We start from the raw sequence: 17,391 nt of genomic DNA on the forward strand, positions 1-17,391 counted from the left end.
TGATGCTGATCACCCGTCATTCCAGCGCAAGCTGGAATCTCTCTCCCTCCTGCAATCTGATGCCCGTGATCGAGAGAGACCCCAGTGTTCGCTGGGGTGACGGGCAAAGCGGGCGGGGGCCCCAATGAGTACCGAACTGGACTATTACGAACTGCTCGAGGTCGAACGCACTGCCGACGCCTCGACCATCAAGAGCGCCTACCGCAAGCTGGCGATGAAATATCACCCGGACAAGACCGGGGGATGCACCGACGGCGAGGCCAAGTTCAAGGCTGTCTCCGAAGCCTATGAGTGTTTGAAGGACCCGCAGAAGCGTGCGGCCTATGACCGCTACGGCCACGCTGCCTACACCAATGCCCAAAATGGCGGCGGGGGCGGCTTCAACGAGCGCGGCGCGGGCGGCTTTTCCGACCTTGGCGATATTTTCGAGACGATCTTCGGCCAGAGCGGCTTTGGCGGCGGCGGCCGTCAGGCGCAGCGGCGCGGCGCGGACCTGCGCTACGACATGGAGATCACGCTCGACGAAGCCTATCATGGCAAGAAGACCGAGATTGAGATCGAAGTCTCCGCTGCCTGCGAGAGCTGCGACGGTTCAGGCGCGCAGCCCGGCACCGGCGTCAAGACCTGCGGCACCTGCGGCGGTCATGGCCAGGTCCGCGCGCAACAGGGCTTCTTCGTGGTCGAACGCACCTGTCCCAGCTGTCACGGCGCAGGTCAGGTGATCGAAAGCCCCTGCCGCAGCTGCCGCGGCGAGGGCCGGGTGGACAAGCCCAAGACGCTGTCGGTCAACATCCCTGCAGGCGTCGACGAAGGCACGCGCATCCGCCTCTCTGGCGAAGGCGAGGCGGGCGCACGCGGCGCACCTGCAGGCGACCTCTACATCTTCCTTCATGTGAAGCGTCACTCGCTGTTCGAACGCGACGGCACGACGCTCTTCTGCCGCGCGCCCGTCAGCTTCACTACGGCGGCGCTCGGTGGCTGCATCGAAGTGCCCGGCCTCGACGGCCAGCGGCATGAGATCAAGATCCCGAGCGGCATTCAGTCCGGCAAGCAGATCCGCCAGCGGGGCGCTGGCATGCCCGTGCTGAACGGCCGGGGGCAGGGCGACCTCGTCGTCCAGATCGATGTCGAAACGCCGACGCGCCTCACCGCCAAGCAGAAGGAATTGCTCGAAGCCTTCCGCGAAACGGAAACGGGTGAGGAATGCCCGCAATCGACCGGCTTCTTCAGCAAGCTCAAGGAACTCTGGGGCGACTGACCCGGGCATGCGCCCAACAATGACGGACATTCCTCCCCCTGACAGGGGCGGGAATGTCCGCAGCTACTTCCGCAAATTTCGCCGGAAAAAGTCCGTCATCACATCCAGCGCTTCGCGCGCTTCGGGCAGTTCCTGGTTTCCGAAGAAACAATGGTCCAGCCCGTCCCACACATGCAGGTCGGCATCCACCTTGGCCTTGATCAATTCGCGATGCGTGTTGACGGCCGCGCTGACCTCGCCCGCCCGCGTCGATGTCAGCAGCAAGGTGGCTGGGAAGAAGCGCAGCACGTCGCTCGACATCATCGGCGACATGAGCGGGTCCAGAAGATCGTGGTCGCCATAATAGAAGCGTTCATCCAGCGTCGCGGGCGTGGTCAGCCCCTGCATCGGTTTGAACGTGTACCAGCTGTCACCAGCCCAGCGCGCATCCGCTGACGCGCAGAATATGCCCGCCGCGCCCGGCGAAGGCAGCTTCACATGCTGGAACCAGGCAATCGCCTGCGCCGTCAGCAGCCCGCCTGCAGAGCTTCCGAAAATGCCGATCTGCGACGGTTTGCGCGTCTTGAGCAGCTCCCTGTAAACCGCCGCGACATCTTCGCTGGCCGCCGGAAAAACAGCTTCCGGCGCTTGCCGATAATCGATCGTCAGGATTTCAAAGCCGGTGCGCCCCGCCAGCGGAATGGATTCCTGCAGTCCCCCGGCAGCAGCATTGGCCATGATGAAGCCGCCGCCCGGCAGGTTGATCAGGATGTTGCCGCGCGACCCGCTCCGTTTGGCGGGTGTTACCAGATAGCCGTGGACGCCCCCCACCGTCACTTCGCGATACGTAACCTGGTGCTGCTCGGCCAGTTTGCGCACAGCCGACGCCATGTTGCGCGCCATCATCTGCCGCGCTGCCGGCACCCTGCCCTTTTCGATAAGCTGGGTCAGCATGTCGTTAGCGTCGAAGGGGCGGCGGGGCAGGGATTTTCGCGCTTCTTCACTGAGATATATGGAAGGCGGCAAGCGGAAACCCGGAACATTCACCGTGCCGTCTGCTTCAATGGGATTGGGCTTGGTCTGGGCTTGCACCACATTGGCGGCAAGAACCGCGGCCATGACAGTCACGCCAGTCATAATAATGCGGCGCATGATCATCCTCCCTTTGGCCGATTGCTCTGCCGGCTGCCTATATCGTACGATACAGTTCTATTTAACCTGCGTCAACGAACGAACATGTCGGCCGCAAAAGGCACAAAAAAAAAGGGCACCCCAAGCATGGGGCGCCCTCCTTTGAAGCTTGCCGGTTCTTAGAAGCGGTAGCCGAGGATCAGAGCAGCCTGATGACGCTCGGGCTTGAAGCCGCCAGCATTCTCATAGCTCGAATAACGATATTCGCCGCGGACGATGAAGCCCTGAACGGTCGTTTCGAGGCCGGCACCCAGACGATAGCCGTCGAGCTTCACGCCGTCGCCTGCTGCGTCCTCGAAGCGGGCATTGGTGTAGCCGCCCTTCGCATAAGCCAGCACGTTCGGGACGACTTCGCCGCCGATGCGCACGCCAGCGTACAGGTCACGGTCGGTGTGAACGCCCAGTTCCTTGGCGTCGGAATCGGCATATTCGCCTTCGACGCCGAACACCGCGCCGTTGACGTTGATGTCATAGCCGACGACGCCGCCATAGAGCAGGCCGCTGTCGTGATTGACCGAGTTGAGGTCAACATGGTCCAGACCGACGACGGCGCCGATGTAAGGACCCGAGAAGGGCACGGCATCCTGTGCGAAGGCCGGTGCGGAAACGCTGGCGAGCAGCAGCGCGGAAGCGATGAACTTTTTCATGGGACTCCTTTCCCTGGTTTCTAAATTCCCTGTCCGGCGCGGCTTAGAGAAGGAGGTCGGAAGGAGTAAAGCATTGAAATGCAATAGATGCCGCATTGCACAACAGGCTGTGGCAATGTTGCATCACGCCTTGAATCGGACCGCGGACGTCCTAAGCGAAACGGTAATCCGCGGGGCAGGACGCTATTTTCTCGGTGCCGATAGCGTCCAGGATAGCGCTTTCCCCACCTTAAGCGCTGATACTCTTTGATCTTGTGAACAGCCTGATCCGGGTTGGCACGGGAAGCAGCGGACGTTACCCCGCTTCCATGTTCTCGACCCTGTTGGATAAGGTGCCTGCCAAGATCAGGGGCAGGGTAGCGGCCGTCGTCGGCGCGATCCTGCTGAGCCTCGTCGCCATTCTGTTCGCCAAGAGCGGGGAATTTGCCCAAAGCGTTTTCGCGACAGTGGCTGACGCTCATCCCCTTGTGCCATTCATAATGTCTCCCGCCATCTTCATGATGGTTGTTTACGCGACGCGCCGCTGGGCGCCGGCGGCGCGTGGATCGGGCATCCCCCAGGTGATAGCCGCAGGACACAATCCTGAATTGGCTTCCAGGGGGCCGCTCGTCTCCCTGCGTTCTGGCGCAGCCAAATTGGCCGGTACAGTCATGATGCTGCTGGCTGGCGGCTCGGTAGGCCGCGAAGGGCCGACGGTACAGATCAGCGCGGCTCTGATGGTGGCGGTACATCGCTGGCTGCGGGTGCCGGTCTCTGCCGGGGTTATGATAGCAGGCGGAGCGGCGGGCGTTGCTGCCGCTTTCAATACGCCGGTAGCGGGCGTGGCCTTCGCGATTGAAGAACTCGCTTCCGCCTTCGAACAGAAAGTGGCGGTCTTCGTGATGGCGGCTGTGATGATATCCGGCTTGGTCAGTCTCGGATTGTCCGGCGACTATGTTTATTTCGGCGTAATGAGCCAAAAAATGCCCGTCAGGGACATGCTCTTTGTAGCGCCCTTGGCAGGCGTCGTCGGCGGTGTGGCAGGCGGCTTCTTCTCGCGCGGCTTGATCGCGATGAGCAGCTCAGGTTCGCCGATCCTTGTACGGGTGCGGGCGCATCCGCTGCTTTTTGCAGGCGGCTGTGGGCTGATAGTCGCGATAGGCGGCGTTGCTACTGCAGGGCTGACCTGGGGCACGGGCTATGAAACGACGCAGGGGCTATTGGCTGGGGAGCGCGCGCCGCTGATCTTCGGTCCGGCCAAGTTCATTTCAACGCTTGCGACGGCGCTCAGCGGAGCGCCCGGCGGGATATTCGCCCCCTCGCTGTCTGTTGGGGCTGGCCTCGGTAGCCTGCTTTCCCATCTGGTGCCCTTTGCCCCGTCTGGCGCCGTCGTCCTTCTTGGCATGGCGGGCTACTTCACGGGTGTCGTTCGCGCTCCCCTAACGGCCTCGATCATCATGATGGAGATGACGGCAGAGCGATCGATGATCCTTCCGCTATTCGCGACCGCGCTTATAGCCGACTGGGTCAGCTCGCTCGTTTGTCAGCCCAAATTGTATCACGCACTTTCGAAACAGTTCCTGCCAGCTTGACCTCGCGCACGCGGAAGGCTGCTTGCATATTGACCGAATGGCGGGGCAAGCGCTCCCAGCTCAAGCCGCCAGGAACATGTCCGGATCGATCGCCATCAGGCTCTCCGCGCCACCCTCGATCTTCCGCCTCAGCGCCCCGGCATCCGGCATCACCCGCTCTGCAAAGAAGCGCGCCGTGACCAGCTTCGCCTCCAAATAGCGGGCGTCGCCTTCAGCCGCCTCCAGCAGCGCCGCCGCGGCCTTCGCCATCCGCAACCACATGAGGCCGGTCGATACGATGCCCAGAATATGCATATAATGTACCGCGCCCGCCCCGGCATTGTCGGGATTTTGCATGGCGTTCTGCATCAGCCACATCGTCGCCGCGCCCAGCTGTCCGCTCGCCTTTTCCAGCGCTTCGGCTACGCTCGCCAGCTTCGCATTGCCCTTCGCTTCGGCCACCTCGTCCGCAACGATCTTCAAGAAAGCCTGCAGTGCCCGCCCGCCATTCATCGGCAGCTTGCGGCCAACCAGGTCCATCGCCTGCACGCCGTTGGTGCCCTCGTAAATCTGGGCGATGCGGGCGTCGCGCACATATTGTTCGACGCCATTTTCCCAGATGTAGCCATGGCCGCCGAACACCTGCTGGCACATGACCGCAACATCAAAGCCCTTGTCGGTGCCATAGCCTTTCAGCACCGGGGTCAGCAGCTGGACAAGGTCGTCCGCCGCCTGCCGCTCTTCCTCCGTCGCGGCATGCTGCGCCAGATCGACCTGCAATGCGCCCCACAACATCAGCGCCCGCAGCCCTTCGGTCAGGGCCTTCGCCTCCATCAGCATCCGTCGCACATCGGGATGGACGAACAGCGTGTCGGCCTTTTCCTGAATGTCCTTGGGTCCGGTCAACGCCCGGCCCTGCCGTCGCTCGCGGGCATAATGGACCGCATTCTGGAACGCGATCTCGGCCTGCCCCAGTCCCTGCATGCCAACCCACATGCGCGCGGCGTTCATCATGATGAACATGGCGGCCAGGCCCTTATTTTCCTCGCCCACGATCCAGCCCTTCGCCCCGTCATAATTCATGACGCAGGTCGCATTGCCGTGAATCCCCATCTTATGTTCGAGCGAGCCGCAGGACACAGCATTGCGCTCGCCCAATGATCCATCGTCATTCACCAGCATCTTGGGCACCACGAACAGCGAGATGCCCTTGCTGCCTTCCGGCGCGTCCGGCGTTTTGGCCAGGACCAGGTGGATGATATTTTCGGTCAGATCCTGCTCGCCCGACGAAATGAAGATCTTCGTGCCGGTGATGGCATAGCTGCCATCATCCTGGGGAACCGCCTTGGTCTTGATCAGGCCAAGGTCGGTGCCGGCATGGGGCTCGGTCAGGTTCATCGTGCCGGTCCATTTGCCCGACACCATATTGGGGATATATTTCTGCTTCTGCTCTTCGCTGCCCTTGGCGAGCAGGGCGGATACGGCGCCGCTGGTCAGGCCATGGTACATTTCAAAGCTGTGATTGGCCGACAGCACATATTCGCCTACAGCCGACGCGACGACATTGGGCAGGCCCTGTCCGCCATATTCGACCGGCGCGTGCAGCGTCGTCCAGCCGCCCTCCACATAGGTGTCGAACGCTTGTTTGAAGCCTGGAGGAGTCGTCACGCTGCCGTCCGGATGGCGGGTGCAGCCTTCCTTGTCGCCCACGGCGTTCAACGGAAACAGCACCTCTTCCGCCATCTTGCCGCCTTCGGCCAGGATCGCTTCGACCAGGTCCGGCGTCGCATTCTCGAACCCGGGCAAATTGGTGTAGCGGTCGAGCCCAACGACATGGTCGAGCACGAAGCGGGTCTCGCGAAGCGGGGCGGTATAGCTGGGCATGATCGTGTCTCTCCGGGCGTTTTTCTATTTTGGCGGGGTGGCGGGGTGGCGGGGTTCAGGGCTTTTCGATCGCCTTCACGAAGTCCGACAGTTCGGCGATGGCCGCATCGATATCGACTTTCTGCCGCGTCAGCAGCTCGATGCGGGCTTTGCATTTGGCGACTGTGACGCGCCGCTGCTCTTCATGTTCCTCGTCGGCGTCATAAAGGTCGATCATCTCGCGAATGTCGGCCAGGCTGAACCCCACCCGCTTGCCGCGCAAAATCCAGGCGAGGCGGGCGCGGTCGCGCCGCGAATAGATGCGGGCGAGGCCGTGGCGTTCCGGCGCGATCAGTCCCTCATCCTCATAAAAGCGCAATGCCCGCGCCGTCACGCCGAACTCTTCCGACAGATCGGTGATCGTGTAGGTCTGCCGTTCCTGATGGTCGGGCAATTCTATGCCCGCGATGCTGCTGCGCTGGTCCATGGCCATTAGCTAGGAGAGGTTTACGTTAACGTCAAGTGCGATCCTTCGGCTTCCAAAATCGTTTCAACTCGCCATTTCCTTCATGATTTCGCCGAGCAGGGACCTTTTGTCCTGATGACAGCGACGCCCTCCGCCGCTAAGTGCGCCCCATCATGTTGGGGGCAATCAGACAATCGGAAACAGCTCGCGGCCTGCTCGCCGCCCTGGCTCTGCTCGTCCTCGCCATTCAGATGATCGCTCCTTCGGGCTTCATGCCGGTCCGCACCGATCGCGGCATCGTCGTAACCCTCTGCACCGGCCAAGGCGCGGTCAATGTGCTTGTCGATCGCGAAAAGGCGCCTCACCGGCAGGATGACGGCGCGCCGATCCAGCAGCATTGCGCCTTCGCCGCCTCCGTCCAGCCCGCTGTCCCGCCGCTCATCCTCGCGGATCTTCCGCTGCCCGCCTGGCAACTCGCCTTCGGGCCGATAGCCTTTGCCCTCAAGACGGGGCTGATCGCGCGCCTAGCCGCGCCGCCGCCACCTTCGTCCGGGCCACCCGCCACCTCCTGAAATCGGTTCTGTTTCAACGCACTTTTGCGCGTCCCATTTTCACGAGGTTCTCTACCATGTCCGCTCTTTCTGTCGCGCGCGGCGTTTCGCTGTGCGCCCTTGCCTGTTCGCTTATCTCCATTCCCGCTCTGGCCGAAGGAGCCTCTGAGCAAAGCCGCATCATCGTCACTGCCAGCCCGGTGATTCAAGCCGCAGCAGAACGGATCGACCGCACCGCTGGCGGCGCTGATATGGTCTCCGCCGAAGAGTTTCAGGATAAGCTCGCCGTCTCCCTCCGTGACGCGCTCAGCTTCTCTCCTGGCGTTTACACCCAGCCCCGCTTCGGCCAGGAGGTTCGCATCTCCATCCGCGGCTCGGGCCTGTCGCGCGGCTTCCACATGCGGGGGCTGACGCTGCTGCAGGACGGCATCCCTATCAACATGGCCGACGATAACGGCGACTTCCAGGAACTGGACCCCCAGGTGTTCCAGCATCTGGAAGTCTATCGCGGTGGCAACGCTTTGCGTCTGGGCGGCTCCACCCTGGGTGGAGCGATCAATGCGGTCACGCCGACCGGCCGTACTGCGCCGGGCGCGGAGCTGCGGGTCGATGGCGGTTCCTTCGACACGCTGCGCGGCAAGGCAGCCTACGGCTATGCCGATGAGCGCGGCGACGCCTGGGCTGCAGTCACTGCCGACCGGTCCGATGGTGATCGTGATCATGGTCAGCGAAAGGCGTTGCGCTTCAACGGCAATATCGGCCTGAAGCTCAGCGATCGGGTGGAAACGCGCTTCTACGCCAGCGCGCAGACCATCCGGCAAAAGCTGTCCGGCGCGCTCAACGAAGCCGATGCGCTCGATGATCCTGGCAAGGGCACCTTCGCGGGCGACCAAGCGCGCAACATCGATTCGATCCGCTTCCAGAACCGAACGACCGTCCAGCTGGATAGCGGCGAACTGGCCTTCGGCGCCTATTATAACAGTAAATCGCTCGACCATCCGATCTATCAGGTCGTGGATCAGAAGTCGGAAGATCGCGGACTCTTCGTAAGCCTTGATTTGACGGGCGAACTTGGCGGCGTGCCCGTGGCGCTGACGCTGGGGAGCCAGGCGCGCTTCGGCCGTGGCGATTTCCGCCAGTTCGTCAATCTGAACGGCAAGCCAGGGGCGGTAACCTCGATCCAGAAAGCGCATGCCCAAACCATCAACAGCTATGGCGAGGCGCGGATCGCACCGGTCGCGGGCCTATGGCTGATCGCCGGGGGGATCTACACCCATGGCGAGCGACGGCTCGACAATCGCTTGGCGTCCGCGCGCAGCGGCGGTGCGAAGTTCGACAGCTTCGCCCCGAAGTTCGGCCTACTGTTCGAGCCGTCCCGGACGGCCCAGTTCTATGCCAACTATAGCCGATCGGTCGAACTGCCTGGCTTCATCGAACTGGGTCAGCTTGCGACAGGTGCAGGGGGTGTGACATTACCCGGCTTCACTCCCCTCGACGCGCAGCGAGCCTGGACGGCCGAGATCGGCACGCGCGGCAGTTGGGGCATCGCCCGCTGGGACGTCAGCCTCTACCGCGCCGATATCCGGGGCGAGATGCTGCAATATAATGTGCAGGCGGGCGTGATTCCTGCCGCTACCTTCAACGCGGACCGCACGCGCCACCAGGGTGTCGAAGCGGGCCTGGACCTGATGCTGGCGCCTTGGGCGCTGCTGCGGCAAGTCTATCAATATAGCGACTTCCGCTTCCGCGGTGACGCACTCTATGGCGACAATCGCCTGCCCGTAGTGCCGCGCCATGTTTATCGCGGGGAACTGCGTCTCGGCAGTGAGCGCGCTAGCATCTCCCCCGCCGTCGAATGGGTGCCGCAGGGCGCGTGGGTCGATTACCAGAACAGCAAGCGGACGGACGGTTATGCGACGCTCAGCCTCGGCGCGCAGGCGGAGTTGCTCCCGGGCCTCACCCTTTTCCTCGACGCTCGCAATCTGACCAAGGAGCGGGCGATCGGCGATATAGGCGCGGCGGTCCGCTACACCGGCCAGGCGGCTTTCTACCCCATCGAACGGCGTGCCATCTATGCGGGGCTGCGCGCACGTCTCTGAAAAGGCGTGCGCCTATCCTCATGAGGGGGTGGAGCGAGGCGGGAAATGGGGCTAGAGGCAGCGCCATGTTGCGTTTGTCCGGCCTGAAACTCCCCCTCGACCATCCGGCCGAGGCGATGCCTGCCGCCATCTGCGCGCGGTTAGGAATCGAGGCTTCGGATCTGATCCGCCATGTCGTTGTCCGCCGGGGCAATGATGCGCGCCGCAAGAACGCCATCCAGCTCGTCTATACTGTCGATGTCGAGCTGACCGACGAACAGGCGGTGCTGGATAGCCTCGCAGGTGACCATGATGTGCGCCGGCGGCCGGATACCGACTATCGCTTCGTTACCCGTGCGCCAGAACATTGGGCGGGGAAGCGGCCTGTCGTGGTGGGAGCGGGACCCTGCGGCCTGTTCGCGGGGCTGATCCTGGCGCAGATGGGCTTCCGCCCGATCATCCTCGATCGCGGGAAGGTTGTGCGGGAAAGGACCAAAGACACCTGGGGCCTGTGGCGACGGGCCGAACTGAACCCAGACAGCAATGTCCAGTTCGGCGAGGGTGGCGCAGGGACTTTTTCCGACGGCAAGCTCTATTGCCGGGTAAAGGACCCCCGCTTTCTGGGACGAAAAGTGTTGGAGGAATTCGTAGCGGCCGGTGCTCCCGACGACATTTTGACCGAAGCACATCCCCACATCGGCACCTTCCGCCTCGTCACCATGGTTGAAAGCCTGCGACGCCAGATAGAGGGGTTGGGCGGCGAATATCGCTGGCAGCACAAGGTTGATGAACTGGAACTGGAGCGGAATGGCGATGGTTCGCAGCGTCTGCGCGGCCTCCACTTGGGTGACGGCAGCTTTATCGAGGCGGACCATGTGGTGCTGGCGGTCGGGCACAGCGCGCGGCCGACTTTCGAGATGCTGCACCGTCACGGCGTGCATATCGAAGCCAAGCCTTTTTCCATAGGCGTACGCATCGAACATCCGCAGGGGTGGATCGATCGCGCGCGCTATGGCAAATGCGCCGGCCATCCGATATTGGGCGCCGCCGCCTACAGCCTGGCCCATCATTGCGAGAATGGGCGTACTGTTTACAGCTTCTGCATGTGTCCGGGCGGGCGCGTGGTCGCCGCGACGTCCGAAGAGGGACGTGTCGTCACCAACGGCATGAGCCAATATAGCCGCGCCGAATTCAACGCCAATTCCGGTCTGGTTGTAGGCATCGATCCGGAACGGGATTATCCGGGTGGGCCTTTGGCCGGGATCGATCTGCAGCGCCATTTGGAAAGCCTGGCCTTCACCGCTGGAGGCTCCTCCTATTGGGCGCCGGCTCAAACGGTCGGGGATTTCCTGGCGGGACGCGCTTCGACCGCGCTCGGCGAAGTGGTCCCCTCCTACAAGCCGGGCGTCACCATGACCGACCTGTCCCGCTGCCTGCCTGCCTTCGTCATAGAGTCCTTCCGGGAAGCGCTGCCCGTGTTCGGCCGCCAGATCGCCAATTACGACCACCCCGACGCGGTCATGACAGGAGTGGAAACCCGTACATCCTCCCCAATCCGCATAACGCGCGGCAAGGGCTTCCAAAGCCTCAATGTGGCCGGCCTTTATCCGGCGGGTGAAGGAGCGGGCTATGCGGGTGGCATCCTGTCCGCTGCCATTGATGGGATAAAGGTCGCCGAGGCCGTAGGAATGGCGATCAATAGCTGATGCCGAGTCGCCCTGGCGATGCCGTAGCGGAAGTTCGGCAAAAGGCAGTCGCAACGGGGACTTAACCGATCATCTTTGCGAGCCGAGGCAAAAACAGAGGCCAAAGACCATTTCTGTCAAAAAATGAAGCCTGCATGAAATAATCCTATCCCAATGACATTGCTCGGGTATATTAATTACCCCTCCGATCGGCTTTGCAATATACAGTCTGCGCTGCTCTCGGCCGGTCCGACGCTGCCGCAGTGGCTCTCAGTGAAAATCGATGAACAGACAGAGGAGGCCTCTATGTACGCCAAACCTGTGATGGCGGCGCTTTGCGTCTGCTTGGCTCTGCCGGTGGCTGCAGGTGCACGGCAGGGCCCCGGCCAATTGACGGTCGTGGCGCCTGACAAGGACACGATAAGCTATGAGAAGTGGACGGATCGGGCGGCATCGCGGCTGTCGCGGAGCATCCGTCAGGCAACGTCGCTTTATCGGGACAGCACTTCGACCGGCTATGCACGTGTGCAGTTCCGCTTGGGAGAACAGGGCAGGCCGGAAAATATCTCCCTGACTGGCTCCTCGGCATCGGGCAGCATCGATCGCATTTCGATGCGGGCGATCCGGTCGATGGGTTCACTCTATCCTCTGCCGCAGGATGTCCGTTCAGGGTCCAAGTTCGAAGCGTGGATTATCGTCGCCAATGATGCGACGGAAAGAGAGAATATGCTGACCAGTCTGCGTGCCGAACACCGCGCGCAAACAATGGCGCAGGCCCCAGGGGAGCGTCCGATCCTCATCGCGCAGCGCTAATTGAAGGGCTGACGGGGCGCACAGCCATTTTGCGCCCCCTCAACCCGCCTGGAAACTTTCCGACGGGAGGGCGCGTTCTCCCGCCATGCGTCGCCTTCATTTTGACCTCCACAACGGCACCGGTTTTACTGCGGACGAGGAGGGCCGCGAACTCAGTGACGATGACGATCCCCGCGCATTCGCTATTCGGAGCATCCGCTCGATCCTCAGCGAAGAAATAATGAAGGGCGTAATCGACCTTACCGGATGGATCGACATCAGGAGTGAATCCGGCGCACAATTCGGGCGGGTATCCTTCAGCGAGGCTGTGTGTCTCCGGCTCGGCCCAGGAGACCGCGATGATAGAGGCTCATCTCGCCAAGCTTAAGTTCCGGCACTCGCTGACGGGTGCAGAGGAAGAGGCGGTGCGCGCCATCATTCCTCCAGGTCGGCGTGTCGGACGCACCACGACCGTAGTGCATGAAGGGGAACGGCTGGAGGCGAGCACATTGCTGCTCGAAGGGTTCATGTGCCGCCTCAAGGACCTCGCCGGTGGCAAGCGGCAGATCACGCAGATCCATGTTGCTGGCGATTTTGTTGATCTGCATGGCTTCACCCTCAAGCGTCTTGAACATGATGTCATGACGTTGACTGACTGCACCATTGCGCTTGTGCCGCATGAACATATCCGGCAACTGATAGAGCAATGGCCCCGCCTGGGGCGCCTGTATTGGTTCAGCACCAATCTGGATGCCTGCATGAACCGTGAATGGGAATTGTCCCTAGGCCAGCGATCGGCGGTGGAAAGGCTGGCCGCGCTGTTTTGCGAGCTTCATGTGCGGCTGCAAGTTGTCGGCGGAGTAAGCGAGAGCTTCAATCTGGGCATGAGCCAATCACAGCTTGCCGAGAGTTTGGGAATGACGGCGGTTCACGTCAACCGTACCTTGCGGCTGTTACGGGACCGGGGCTTGCTCAGCTACCGGCGTGGTGAGGTGCAGATATTGGATCTGGACGGGCTGAAGGCCGTAGCCGATTTCGACGACCGCTATCTTTACCTGAACGCCGACCCGCTCTGACGGCGGCAGTCGAGAAGTTGTTGATTTCAGATGCAATAAGGTGTGGATTGACAGGATCGCCATCCGGAACGTCAGGAACTCATGCCGGCATCACAAGACAGTCAGCAGGTGAACGCTGAAAGGGTGAAACCACCGATCCCGGCGGACGAGGTCGATCGGCTGAAGGCGTTGGAACATTATCGTCTTGGCGGCATCGGCCGCGAGCTTCCCTTCGACCATATCACGCAGTTCGCAGCGGAACTGTTCAAAGTTCCCATGTCCCTAGTATCGATTGTAGGGTCGGACACACAATGCTTCCGCGGGGCGTGCGGTATCGATCAGACGCACACGTCGCGCGATATCGCCTTTTGCGCTTTCGCGATCCTGCAGCAGGACGTCATGGTGGTGCCTGACGCGACCCAGGACCCGCGCTTCCGCGGCAATCCCCTCGTCCGGGGTGAGCCGCATATCCGCTTCTATGCCGGGGCGCCCCTGCGGGTGGCCAATGGGCAGCCGATCGGCACTTTGTGCATTGTCGATTACAAGCCTCGGCTTTTCGGTGAGGCGGACAAAGAGCGATTGGCTCAACTGGCGCGCACGGTGATTGACCTGATTGAGCTGCGCGTCGAAGGTTTCGCCGCCGAGGAGCATCGCCGCAAGCTCGACGAAGAGCGGCAGTTGCTGAAACTGACGGTGGAAAATGTCAGCGGCGGTGTCGCAGTGGTCGATCAAAACCTGCGGCTGATGCTGTGGAACCAGGCTTTCGTCGATCTTTTCGACTACGCTCCTGACAGCGTAAAGGGGGGATTGGATGCGCGCAATCTCATCCGCATGACCGCTGAGCGGGGCGAACTTGGTCCAGGCGATCCAGATCAGATCGTCGCAGGCTTCGTCCAATCCATTCGAACTAATAGCAGCCGGCGCCTGGAGATACAGCGTCGCGACGGCCGCATCCTCGACATCCGCCGCGAATCAATTAGGGGCGGGCGCTTCATCATGACCGCACGGGATGTGACGCAGGAAAGGCAGATTAGCCGGATCAAGGATGAACTGGTTTCGACTGTCAGCCATGAGCTTCGGACGCCGCTGACCGCCATTTCGGGTGCGCTGGGTTTGATGGCGGGCGGCGCTGCGGGCGAGTTGCCGGAGCGTGCGAAGCAGTTGGTCGCGATCGGCGGCAAGAATGCAGAGCGCCTGATTCATCTGGTGAACGACCTACTGGACATGGACAAGCTGCAGTCGGGCAAGCTTGTCTTCCATTTCGATGACCGCGATCTGACCACTCTTCTCACTGAAGCCGTTGAGCAGATCGAGCCTTATGCTCAGCGTTTCGGCGTACATGTCGATTTCGACCAAGCCGCCGCGCCATTACTCGCCAACGTGGATGGCAACCGCATTTGCCAAGTGATGGCGAACCTTCTTTCGAACGCCTGCAAATTCTCGCCCGCTGGAGGCCATGTACGCGTTTCGCTCGAGCGTGCGGGACAAGTTGCCCGGATCAGTGTCGCTGATGAAGGGCCCGGCGTTTCGCCCGAATTCCGCGCGAGGCTGTTCAAACGGTTCGAGCAGGAGGATGGCGCGCATCAGCTTGGCCATACGGGCACGGGCCTGGGCCTCGCGATCAGCAAGGCCATTGTCGAGGCCCACGGCGGAAGCATCGCGCTGGACCCGGAAGCGGAGAGGGGGGCGACTTTCCTTGTAGAACTCCCTCTTTCCCCGACGAATTGAGCAGGGAGGGCGCAGATGACTCGCATCCTTTATGTTGATGATGAGGCGGATCTGCGGGAGATCGCTGCCATGTCGCTGGAACTCGACCCGGAGCTGGAAGTCAGAACGGCGGCATCGGGAGGAGAAGCGCTGGAGCAGGCGAAGCAATGGCAGCCCGCGCTCATCCTGCTTGATGTGATGATGCCCGGAATGGATGGGCCCGCAACGCTGGCGGCGTTGGGGGTTGATCCAGCCACGCAAGCAATCCCGATAGCCTTCATCACCGCCAAGACGCACCCGCGGCATGTGAATGACCTGAAGGCGCTGGGCGCCTGCGCGGTGCTGGCGAAGCCTTTCGATCCCATGACCCTGGCGTCAACGGTGCGGGCACTGCTCCGCTGATGAGCGGGCCCGATCAGAAGATGGAGATGCTGCGCCAGCGTTTCCATCAACGGGCCGCATCGGATCGGGCCGAAATCGCAGAGGCGCTTCGGCAGGGTGACTATCCGCAGTTGCTACGTCTGGCTCATGGTATGGCGGGCATCGCCGCCATCTTCGGCTATGGGGAGGTCAGTATGCAAGCGTCGGCCTTGGAAGATGGGGTGGAGAGAGAACTGGACCCTCAGGTGCTGGCGGATTTGGGTCGCGCGTTGATCGTAGCGCTGGATGAGGTCGGCTGAGCCGAAAAAGGGCGGCATCCGAAGATACCGCCCCATTCCAGCTGAGCTGGACCGGTCGGCTCCGCATGAAGCGGAGCCAAGCCGATTACTTGAGCTCGACGGTCGCGCCGGCTTCTTCCAGCTGCTTCTTGAGCTTTTCGGCTTCGTCCTTGCTGACGCCTTCCTTGATCGCCTTCGGCGCGCCTTCGACGAGCGCCTTGGCTTCGGTCAGGCCCAGGCCGGTGATGGCGCGGACTTCCTTGATGACGTTGATCTTCTTGCCACCGTCGCCGGTGAGAACGACGTCGAACTCGGTCTGCTCTTCAGCAGCCGGAGCAGCGGCGCCAGCAGCCGGAGCGGCGACAGCGACGGCAGCGGCGGCCGAAACGCCCCACTTTTCTTCCAGGGCCTTCGACAGCTCAGCGGCTTCGAGGACGGTCAGGGCCGACAGCTGGTCGACCAGAGCATTGATATCTGCCATGTTACTATTCCCTTCTGGGCGGGGCACATGCCCCTAAAACAAGAGTTGAAAACGTTATTCCGAAAAAGGCCGGGCCGATCAGGCCGCGTTCTTTTCCGCATAGGCGTTGAAGACCCGCGCGAGCTGCGCAGCCGGTGCCTGGGTGACGGTCGCGAGCTTGGTCGCGGGTGCAACGAGCAGCCCGACAATCTTCGCACGCAGTTCATCCAGCGACGGCATCGAGGCGAGCGCCTTGACGCCCTCCGCGTTCAGCAGCACTTCGCCCATCGCGCCACCAACGATCTCAAGCTTGTCGTTGGTCTTTGCGAATTCGACCGCAACCTTGGCGGCTGCGACCGGATCGGCCGAGGAGGCAAGAGCGACCGGACCAGTCAGCAGGCTGCTGATGCTGGTATAGTCGGTGCCTTCAAGAGCGATCCTGGCGAGGCGGTTCTTCGTAACCTTGAAGGTCGCGCCGGCTTCGCGCATTTTCTGACGCAGGTCCGTCGACTGGGCGACGGTCATGCCGAGGTTGCGGGTCACGACGACCACGCCAACTTCCGCCAGATGTGCGTTCAGCGCGGAAACGACCTCAGCTTTCTGATTACGATCCATGCCATTCTCCACTTCATGTCCACCGGCGAACCGGTGAACGGCTAAAACCCGTGGCCAGCACGGGGCACTAAGTCCGAAGGGGAGAGATCGACTGGCCCGCATCCCTCATGGGAGAACAGGCAGACCCGGACAGGGACAAGCCCGGCCGGTAAAGAACTTTTCCCCGTCTAGGCCGGAAATTAAGAAGGGCAGATTCCCTTCACCGACTGTCTCGGACGGAAGACCCAAAAAGGGCCTGCTGCGGGCGCCCGTACAGATTTGTAGGAGCGATGTCACGCGGATTCTGACGATGGCGTGGAATGGAGCACGGAAAACCGCCATTTTTCGCCGAGGTTCACACCGTATGCGCGCGCGTACGCGGGCGCGCGTAGGCGTTGTGGGAAGCAGTCGGACGTTTCAAAGACCGAGGCGGGATAAGGTGGCCGGAGGGATGTAGGACAGGGGAAAGTGGGGGGCGGGGGAGGAAATAGGATGTTTTTTTCGCCTGTTGTGGCGGGGTGGCAACAGAGTGGGGAGGGGGTGGCAGGCTAAGTGGGAAGCTTTGATTTCATGCCGGATCCTTCGACAAGCTCACGGCTCCTCTGCCCAACCAAAGGAGCGGGACCCCGGATCAAGTCCGGGGTGACGAGGGTGAGGGTGATTGCAGGGGGTCAGTTCGAGACGTGTCTGCGACCCGCGACTTGGCCGTTTGACGTTGCCGCTGATATTGCGCCAGCCTACCTCCTGGCCCCCTCCCGCCTGCGGGAGGGAGATGTCGTTTATCCGCCCGACTCCGTTCGTCCTGAGCTTGTCGAAGGACGCGGGATGCTCAGGCCGTAGCGCGCAGAGTTCGACA

General features: G+C 62.0%; 17 protein-coding genes. 11 read left to right on the forward strand and 6 right to left on the reverse strand.

Annotated features, from left to right (window positions below; translation table 11 throughout):
- Positions 1–124: 124 nt before the first annotated feature.
- Positions 125–1,258, forward strand: a complete 1,134-nt coding sequence (gene dnaJ / locus ACZ5Y5_RS00105) for a molecular chaperone DnaJ (RefSeq protein ID WP_464809196.1) — start codon at positions 125–127, stop codon at positions 1,256–1,258.
- Positions 1,259–1,321: 63 nt separating this feature from the next.
- Here dnaJ and ACZ5Y5_RS00110 read toward each other — a convergent pair whose 3' ends face one another.
- On the reverse strand, positions 1,322–2,389 hold the full coding sequence (locus tag ACZ5Y5_RS00110; RefSeq protein WP_464809197.1) for an alpha/beta hydrolase: 1,068 nt from the start codon (positions 2,387–2,389) through the stop codon (positions 1,322–1,324).
- 158 nt (positions 2,390–2,547) lie between these two features.
- Positions 2,548–3,075 carry a porin family protein gene (locus ACZ5Y5_RS00115; protein WP_464809198.1) on the reverse strand — a complete coding sequence of 176 codons (528 nt, stop codon included), beginning with the start codon at positions 3,073–3,075 and terminating at the stop codon, positions 2,548–2,550.
- 308 nt (positions 3,076–3,383) lie between these two features.
- On the opposite strand from ACZ5Y5_RS00115, the gene ACZ5Y5_RS00120 reads away from it, so the two are divergent.
- Entirely contained in the window at positions 3,384–4,646 is a 1,263-nt protein-coding gene (locus ACZ5Y5_RS00120; RefSeq protein WP_464810551.1) for a chloride channel protein, read from the forward strand.
- Between the two features lie 60 nt (positions 4,647–4,706).
- Here the strand turns inward: ACZ5Y5_RS00120 and ACZ5Y5_RS00125 are convergent, their stop codons facing one another.
- Together ACZ5Y5_RS00125 and ACZ5Y5_RS00130 are read right to left on the reverse strand one after the other, a co-directional pair.
- Positions 4,707–6,509: an acyl-CoA dehydrogenase C-terminal domain-containing protein gene (locus tag ACZ5Y5_RS00125; protein ID WP_464809199.1), complete on the reverse strand. Its 1,803-nt coding sequence runs from the start codon at positions 6,507–6,509 to the stop codon at positions 4,707–4,709.
- A 55-nt stretch (positions 6,510–6,564) separates the two neighbouring features.
- Positions 6,565–6,975, reverse strand: a complete 411-nt coding sequence (locus tag ACZ5Y5_RS00130) for a MerR family transcriptional regulator (protein WP_464809200.1) — start codon at positions 6,973–6,975, stop codon at positions 6,565–6,567.
- A 152-nt stretch (positions 6,976–7,127) separates the two neighbouring features.
- Between ACZ5Y5_RS00130 and ACZ5Y5_RS00135 the strand changes: the two genes are divergently transcribed.
- The 9 genes from ACZ5Y5_RS00135 to ACZ5Y5_RS00175 all read left to right on the forward strand — a co-directional run bounded on the left by ACZ5Y5_RS00135 (position 7,128) and on the right by ACZ5Y5_RS00175 (position 15,502).
- A complete protein-coding gene (locus ACZ5Y5_RS00135) occupies positions 7,128–7,526 on the forward strand; it encodes a DUF2946 family protein (protein ID WP_464809201.1) in 399 nt (132 codons plus the stop codon).
- Between the two features lie 56 nt (positions 7,527–7,582).
- Entirely contained in the window at positions 7,583–9,604 is a 2,022-nt protein-coding gene (locus ACZ5Y5_RS00140; RefSeq protein WP_464809202.1) for a TonB-dependent receptor family protein, read from the forward strand.
- 65 nt (positions 9,605–9,669) lie between these two features.
- Complete coding sequence (locus ACZ5Y5_RS00145) at positions 9,670–11,289, forward strand: NAD(P)/FAD-dependent oxidoreductase (RefSeq protein ID WP_464809203.1); 1,620 nt, start codon at positions 9,670–9,672, stop codon at positions 11,287–11,289.
- A gap of 285 nt (positions 11,290–11,574) precedes the next feature.
- Positions 11,575–12,081 carry an energy transducer TonB family protein gene (locus ACZ5Y5_RS00150; protein ID WP_464809204.1) on the forward strand — a complete coding sequence of 169 codons (507 nt, stop codon included), beginning with the start codon at positions 11,575–11,577 and terminating at the stop codon, positions 12,079–12,081.
- A gap of 85 nt (positions 12,082–12,166) precedes the next feature.
- Positions 12,167–12,448 carry a DUF6894 family protein gene (locus ACZ5Y5_RS00155; RefSeq protein WP_464809205.1) on the forward strand — a complete coding sequence of 94 codons (282 nt, stop codon included), beginning with the start codon at positions 12,167–12,169 and terminating at the stop codon, positions 12,446–12,448.
- On the forward strand, positions 12,420–13,136 hold the full coding sequence (locus ACZ5Y5_RS00160) for a Crp/Fnr family transcriptional regulator (RefSeq protein ID WP_464809206.1): 717 nt from the start codon (positions 12,420–12,422) through the stop codon (positions 13,134–13,136). Before ACZ5Y5_RS00155 ends, ACZ5Y5_RS00160 begins: the two co-directional genes overlap by 29 nt.
- Before the next feature lie 81 nt (positions 13,137–13,217).
- Complete coding sequence (locus ACZ5Y5_RS00165; protein ID WP_464809207.1) at positions 13,218–14,843, forward strand: GAF domain-containing sensor histidine kinase; 1,626 nt, start codon at positions 13,218–13,220, stop codon at positions 14,841–14,843.
- 15 nt (positions 14,844–14,858) lie between these two features.
- Complete coding sequence (locus ACZ5Y5_RS00170; RefSeq protein ID WP_464809208.1) at positions 14,859–15,224, forward strand: response regulator; 366 nt, start codon at positions 14,859–14,861, stop codon at positions 15,222–15,224.
- On the forward strand, positions 15,224–15,502 hold the full coding sequence (locus ACZ5Y5_RS00175; protein WP_464809209.1) for an Hpt domain-containing protein: 279 nt from the start codon (positions 15,224–15,226) through the stop codon (positions 15,500–15,502). The genes ACZ5Y5_RS00170 and ACZ5Y5_RS00175 overlap by 1 nt, the downstream gene beginning before the upstream one ends.
- 85 nt (positions 15,503–15,587) lie before the next feature.
- On the opposite strand, the gene rplL is transcribed toward ACZ5Y5_RS00175, so the two are convergent.
- The gene (gene rplL, locus ACZ5Y5_RS00180; RefSeq protein ID WP_464809210.1) at positions 15,588–15,962 is read right to left on the reverse strand and encodes a 50S ribosomal protein L7/L12; all 375 of its coding nucleotides are present in this window, start codon (positions 15,960–15,962) and stop codon (positions 15,588–15,590) included.
- A 78-nt stretch (positions 15,963–16,040) separates the two neighbouring features.
- Positions 16,041–16,556, reverse strand: a complete 516-nt coding sequence (gene rplJ / locus ACZ5Y5_RS00185) for a 50S ribosomal protein L10 (RefSeq protein WP_464809211.1) — start codon at positions 16,554–16,556, stop codon at positions 16,041–16,043.
- Positions 16,557–17,391 lie beyond the last annotated feature (835 nt).

It is taken from the genome of Sphingobium sp. TomTYG65, from assembly GCF_055395525.1.

Excerpts from the sequence above, each read along its gene's own strand:
- dnaJ (WP_464809196.1), top strand. The coding sequence starts at position 125 with ATGAGTACCGAACTGGACTATTACGAACTGCTCGAGGTCGAACGCACT.
- ACZ5Y5_RS00110 (WP_464809197.1), bottom strand. The coding sequence starts at position 2,389 with ATGCGCCGCATTATTATGACTGGCGTGACTGTCATGGCCGCGGTTCTT.
- ACZ5Y5_RS00115 (WP_464809198.1), bottom strand. The coding sequence starts at position 3,075 with ATGAAAAAGTTCATCGCTTCCGCGCTGCTGCTCGCCAGCGTTTCCGCA.
- ACZ5Y5_RS00120 (WP_464810551.1), top strand. The coding sequence starts at position 3,384 with ATGTTCTCGACCCTGTTGGATAAGGTGCCTGCCAAGATCAGGGGCAGG.
- ACZ5Y5_RS00125 (WP_464809199.1), bottom strand. The coding sequence starts at position 6,509 with ATGCCCAGCTATACCGCCCCGCTTCGCGAGACCCGCTTCGTGCTCGAC.
- ACZ5Y5_RS00130 (WP_464809200.1), bottom strand. The coding sequence starts at position 6,975 with ATGGACCAGCGCAGCAGCATCGCGGGCATAGAATTGCCCGACCATCAG.
- ACZ5Y5_RS00135 (WP_464809201.1), top strand. The coding sequence starts at position 7,128 with ATGTTGGGGGCAATCAGACAATCGGAAACAGCTCGCGGCCTGCTCGCC.
- ACZ5Y5_RS00140 (WP_464809202.1), top strand. The coding sequence starts at position 7,583 with ATGTCCGCTCTTTCTGTCGCGCGCGGCGTTTCGCTGTGCGCCCTTGCC.
- ACZ5Y5_RS00145 (WP_464809203.1), top strand. The coding sequence starts at position 9,670 with ATGTTGCGTTTGTCCGGCCTGAAACTCCCCCTCGACCATCCGGCCGAG.
- ACZ5Y5_RS00150 (WP_464809204.1), top strand. The coding sequence starts at position 11,575 with ATGTACGCCAAACCTGTGATGGCGGCGCTTTGCGTCTGCTTGGCTCTG.
- ACZ5Y5_RS00155 (WP_464809205.1), top strand. The coding sequence starts at position 12,167 with ATGCGTCGCCTTCATTTTGACCTCCACAACGGCACCGGTTTTACTGCG.
- ACZ5Y5_RS00160 (WP_464809206.1), top strand. The coding sequence starts at position 12,420 with ATGATAGAGGCTCATCTCGCCAAGCTTAAGTTCCGGCACTCGCTGACG.
- ACZ5Y5_RS00165 (WP_464809207.1), top strand. The coding sequence starts at position 13,218 with ATGCCGGCATCACAAGACAGTCAGCAGGTGAACGCTGAAAGGGTGAAA.
- ACZ5Y5_RS00170 (WP_464809208.1), top strand. The coding sequence starts at position 14,859 with ATGACTCGCATCCTTTATGTTGATGATGAGGCGGATCTGCGGGAGATC.
- ACZ5Y5_RS00175 (WP_464809209.1), top strand. The coding sequence starts at position 15,224 with ATGAGCGGGCCCGATCAGAAGATGGAGATGCTGCGCCAGCGTTTCCAT.
- rplL (WP_464809210.1), bottom strand. The coding sequence starts at position 15,962 with ATGGCAGATATCAATGCTCTGGTCGACCAGCTGTCGGCCCTGACCGTC.
- rplJ (WP_464809211.1), bottom strand. The coding sequence starts at position 16,556 with ATGGATCGTAATCAGAAAGCTGAGGTCGTTTCCGCGCTGAACGCACAT.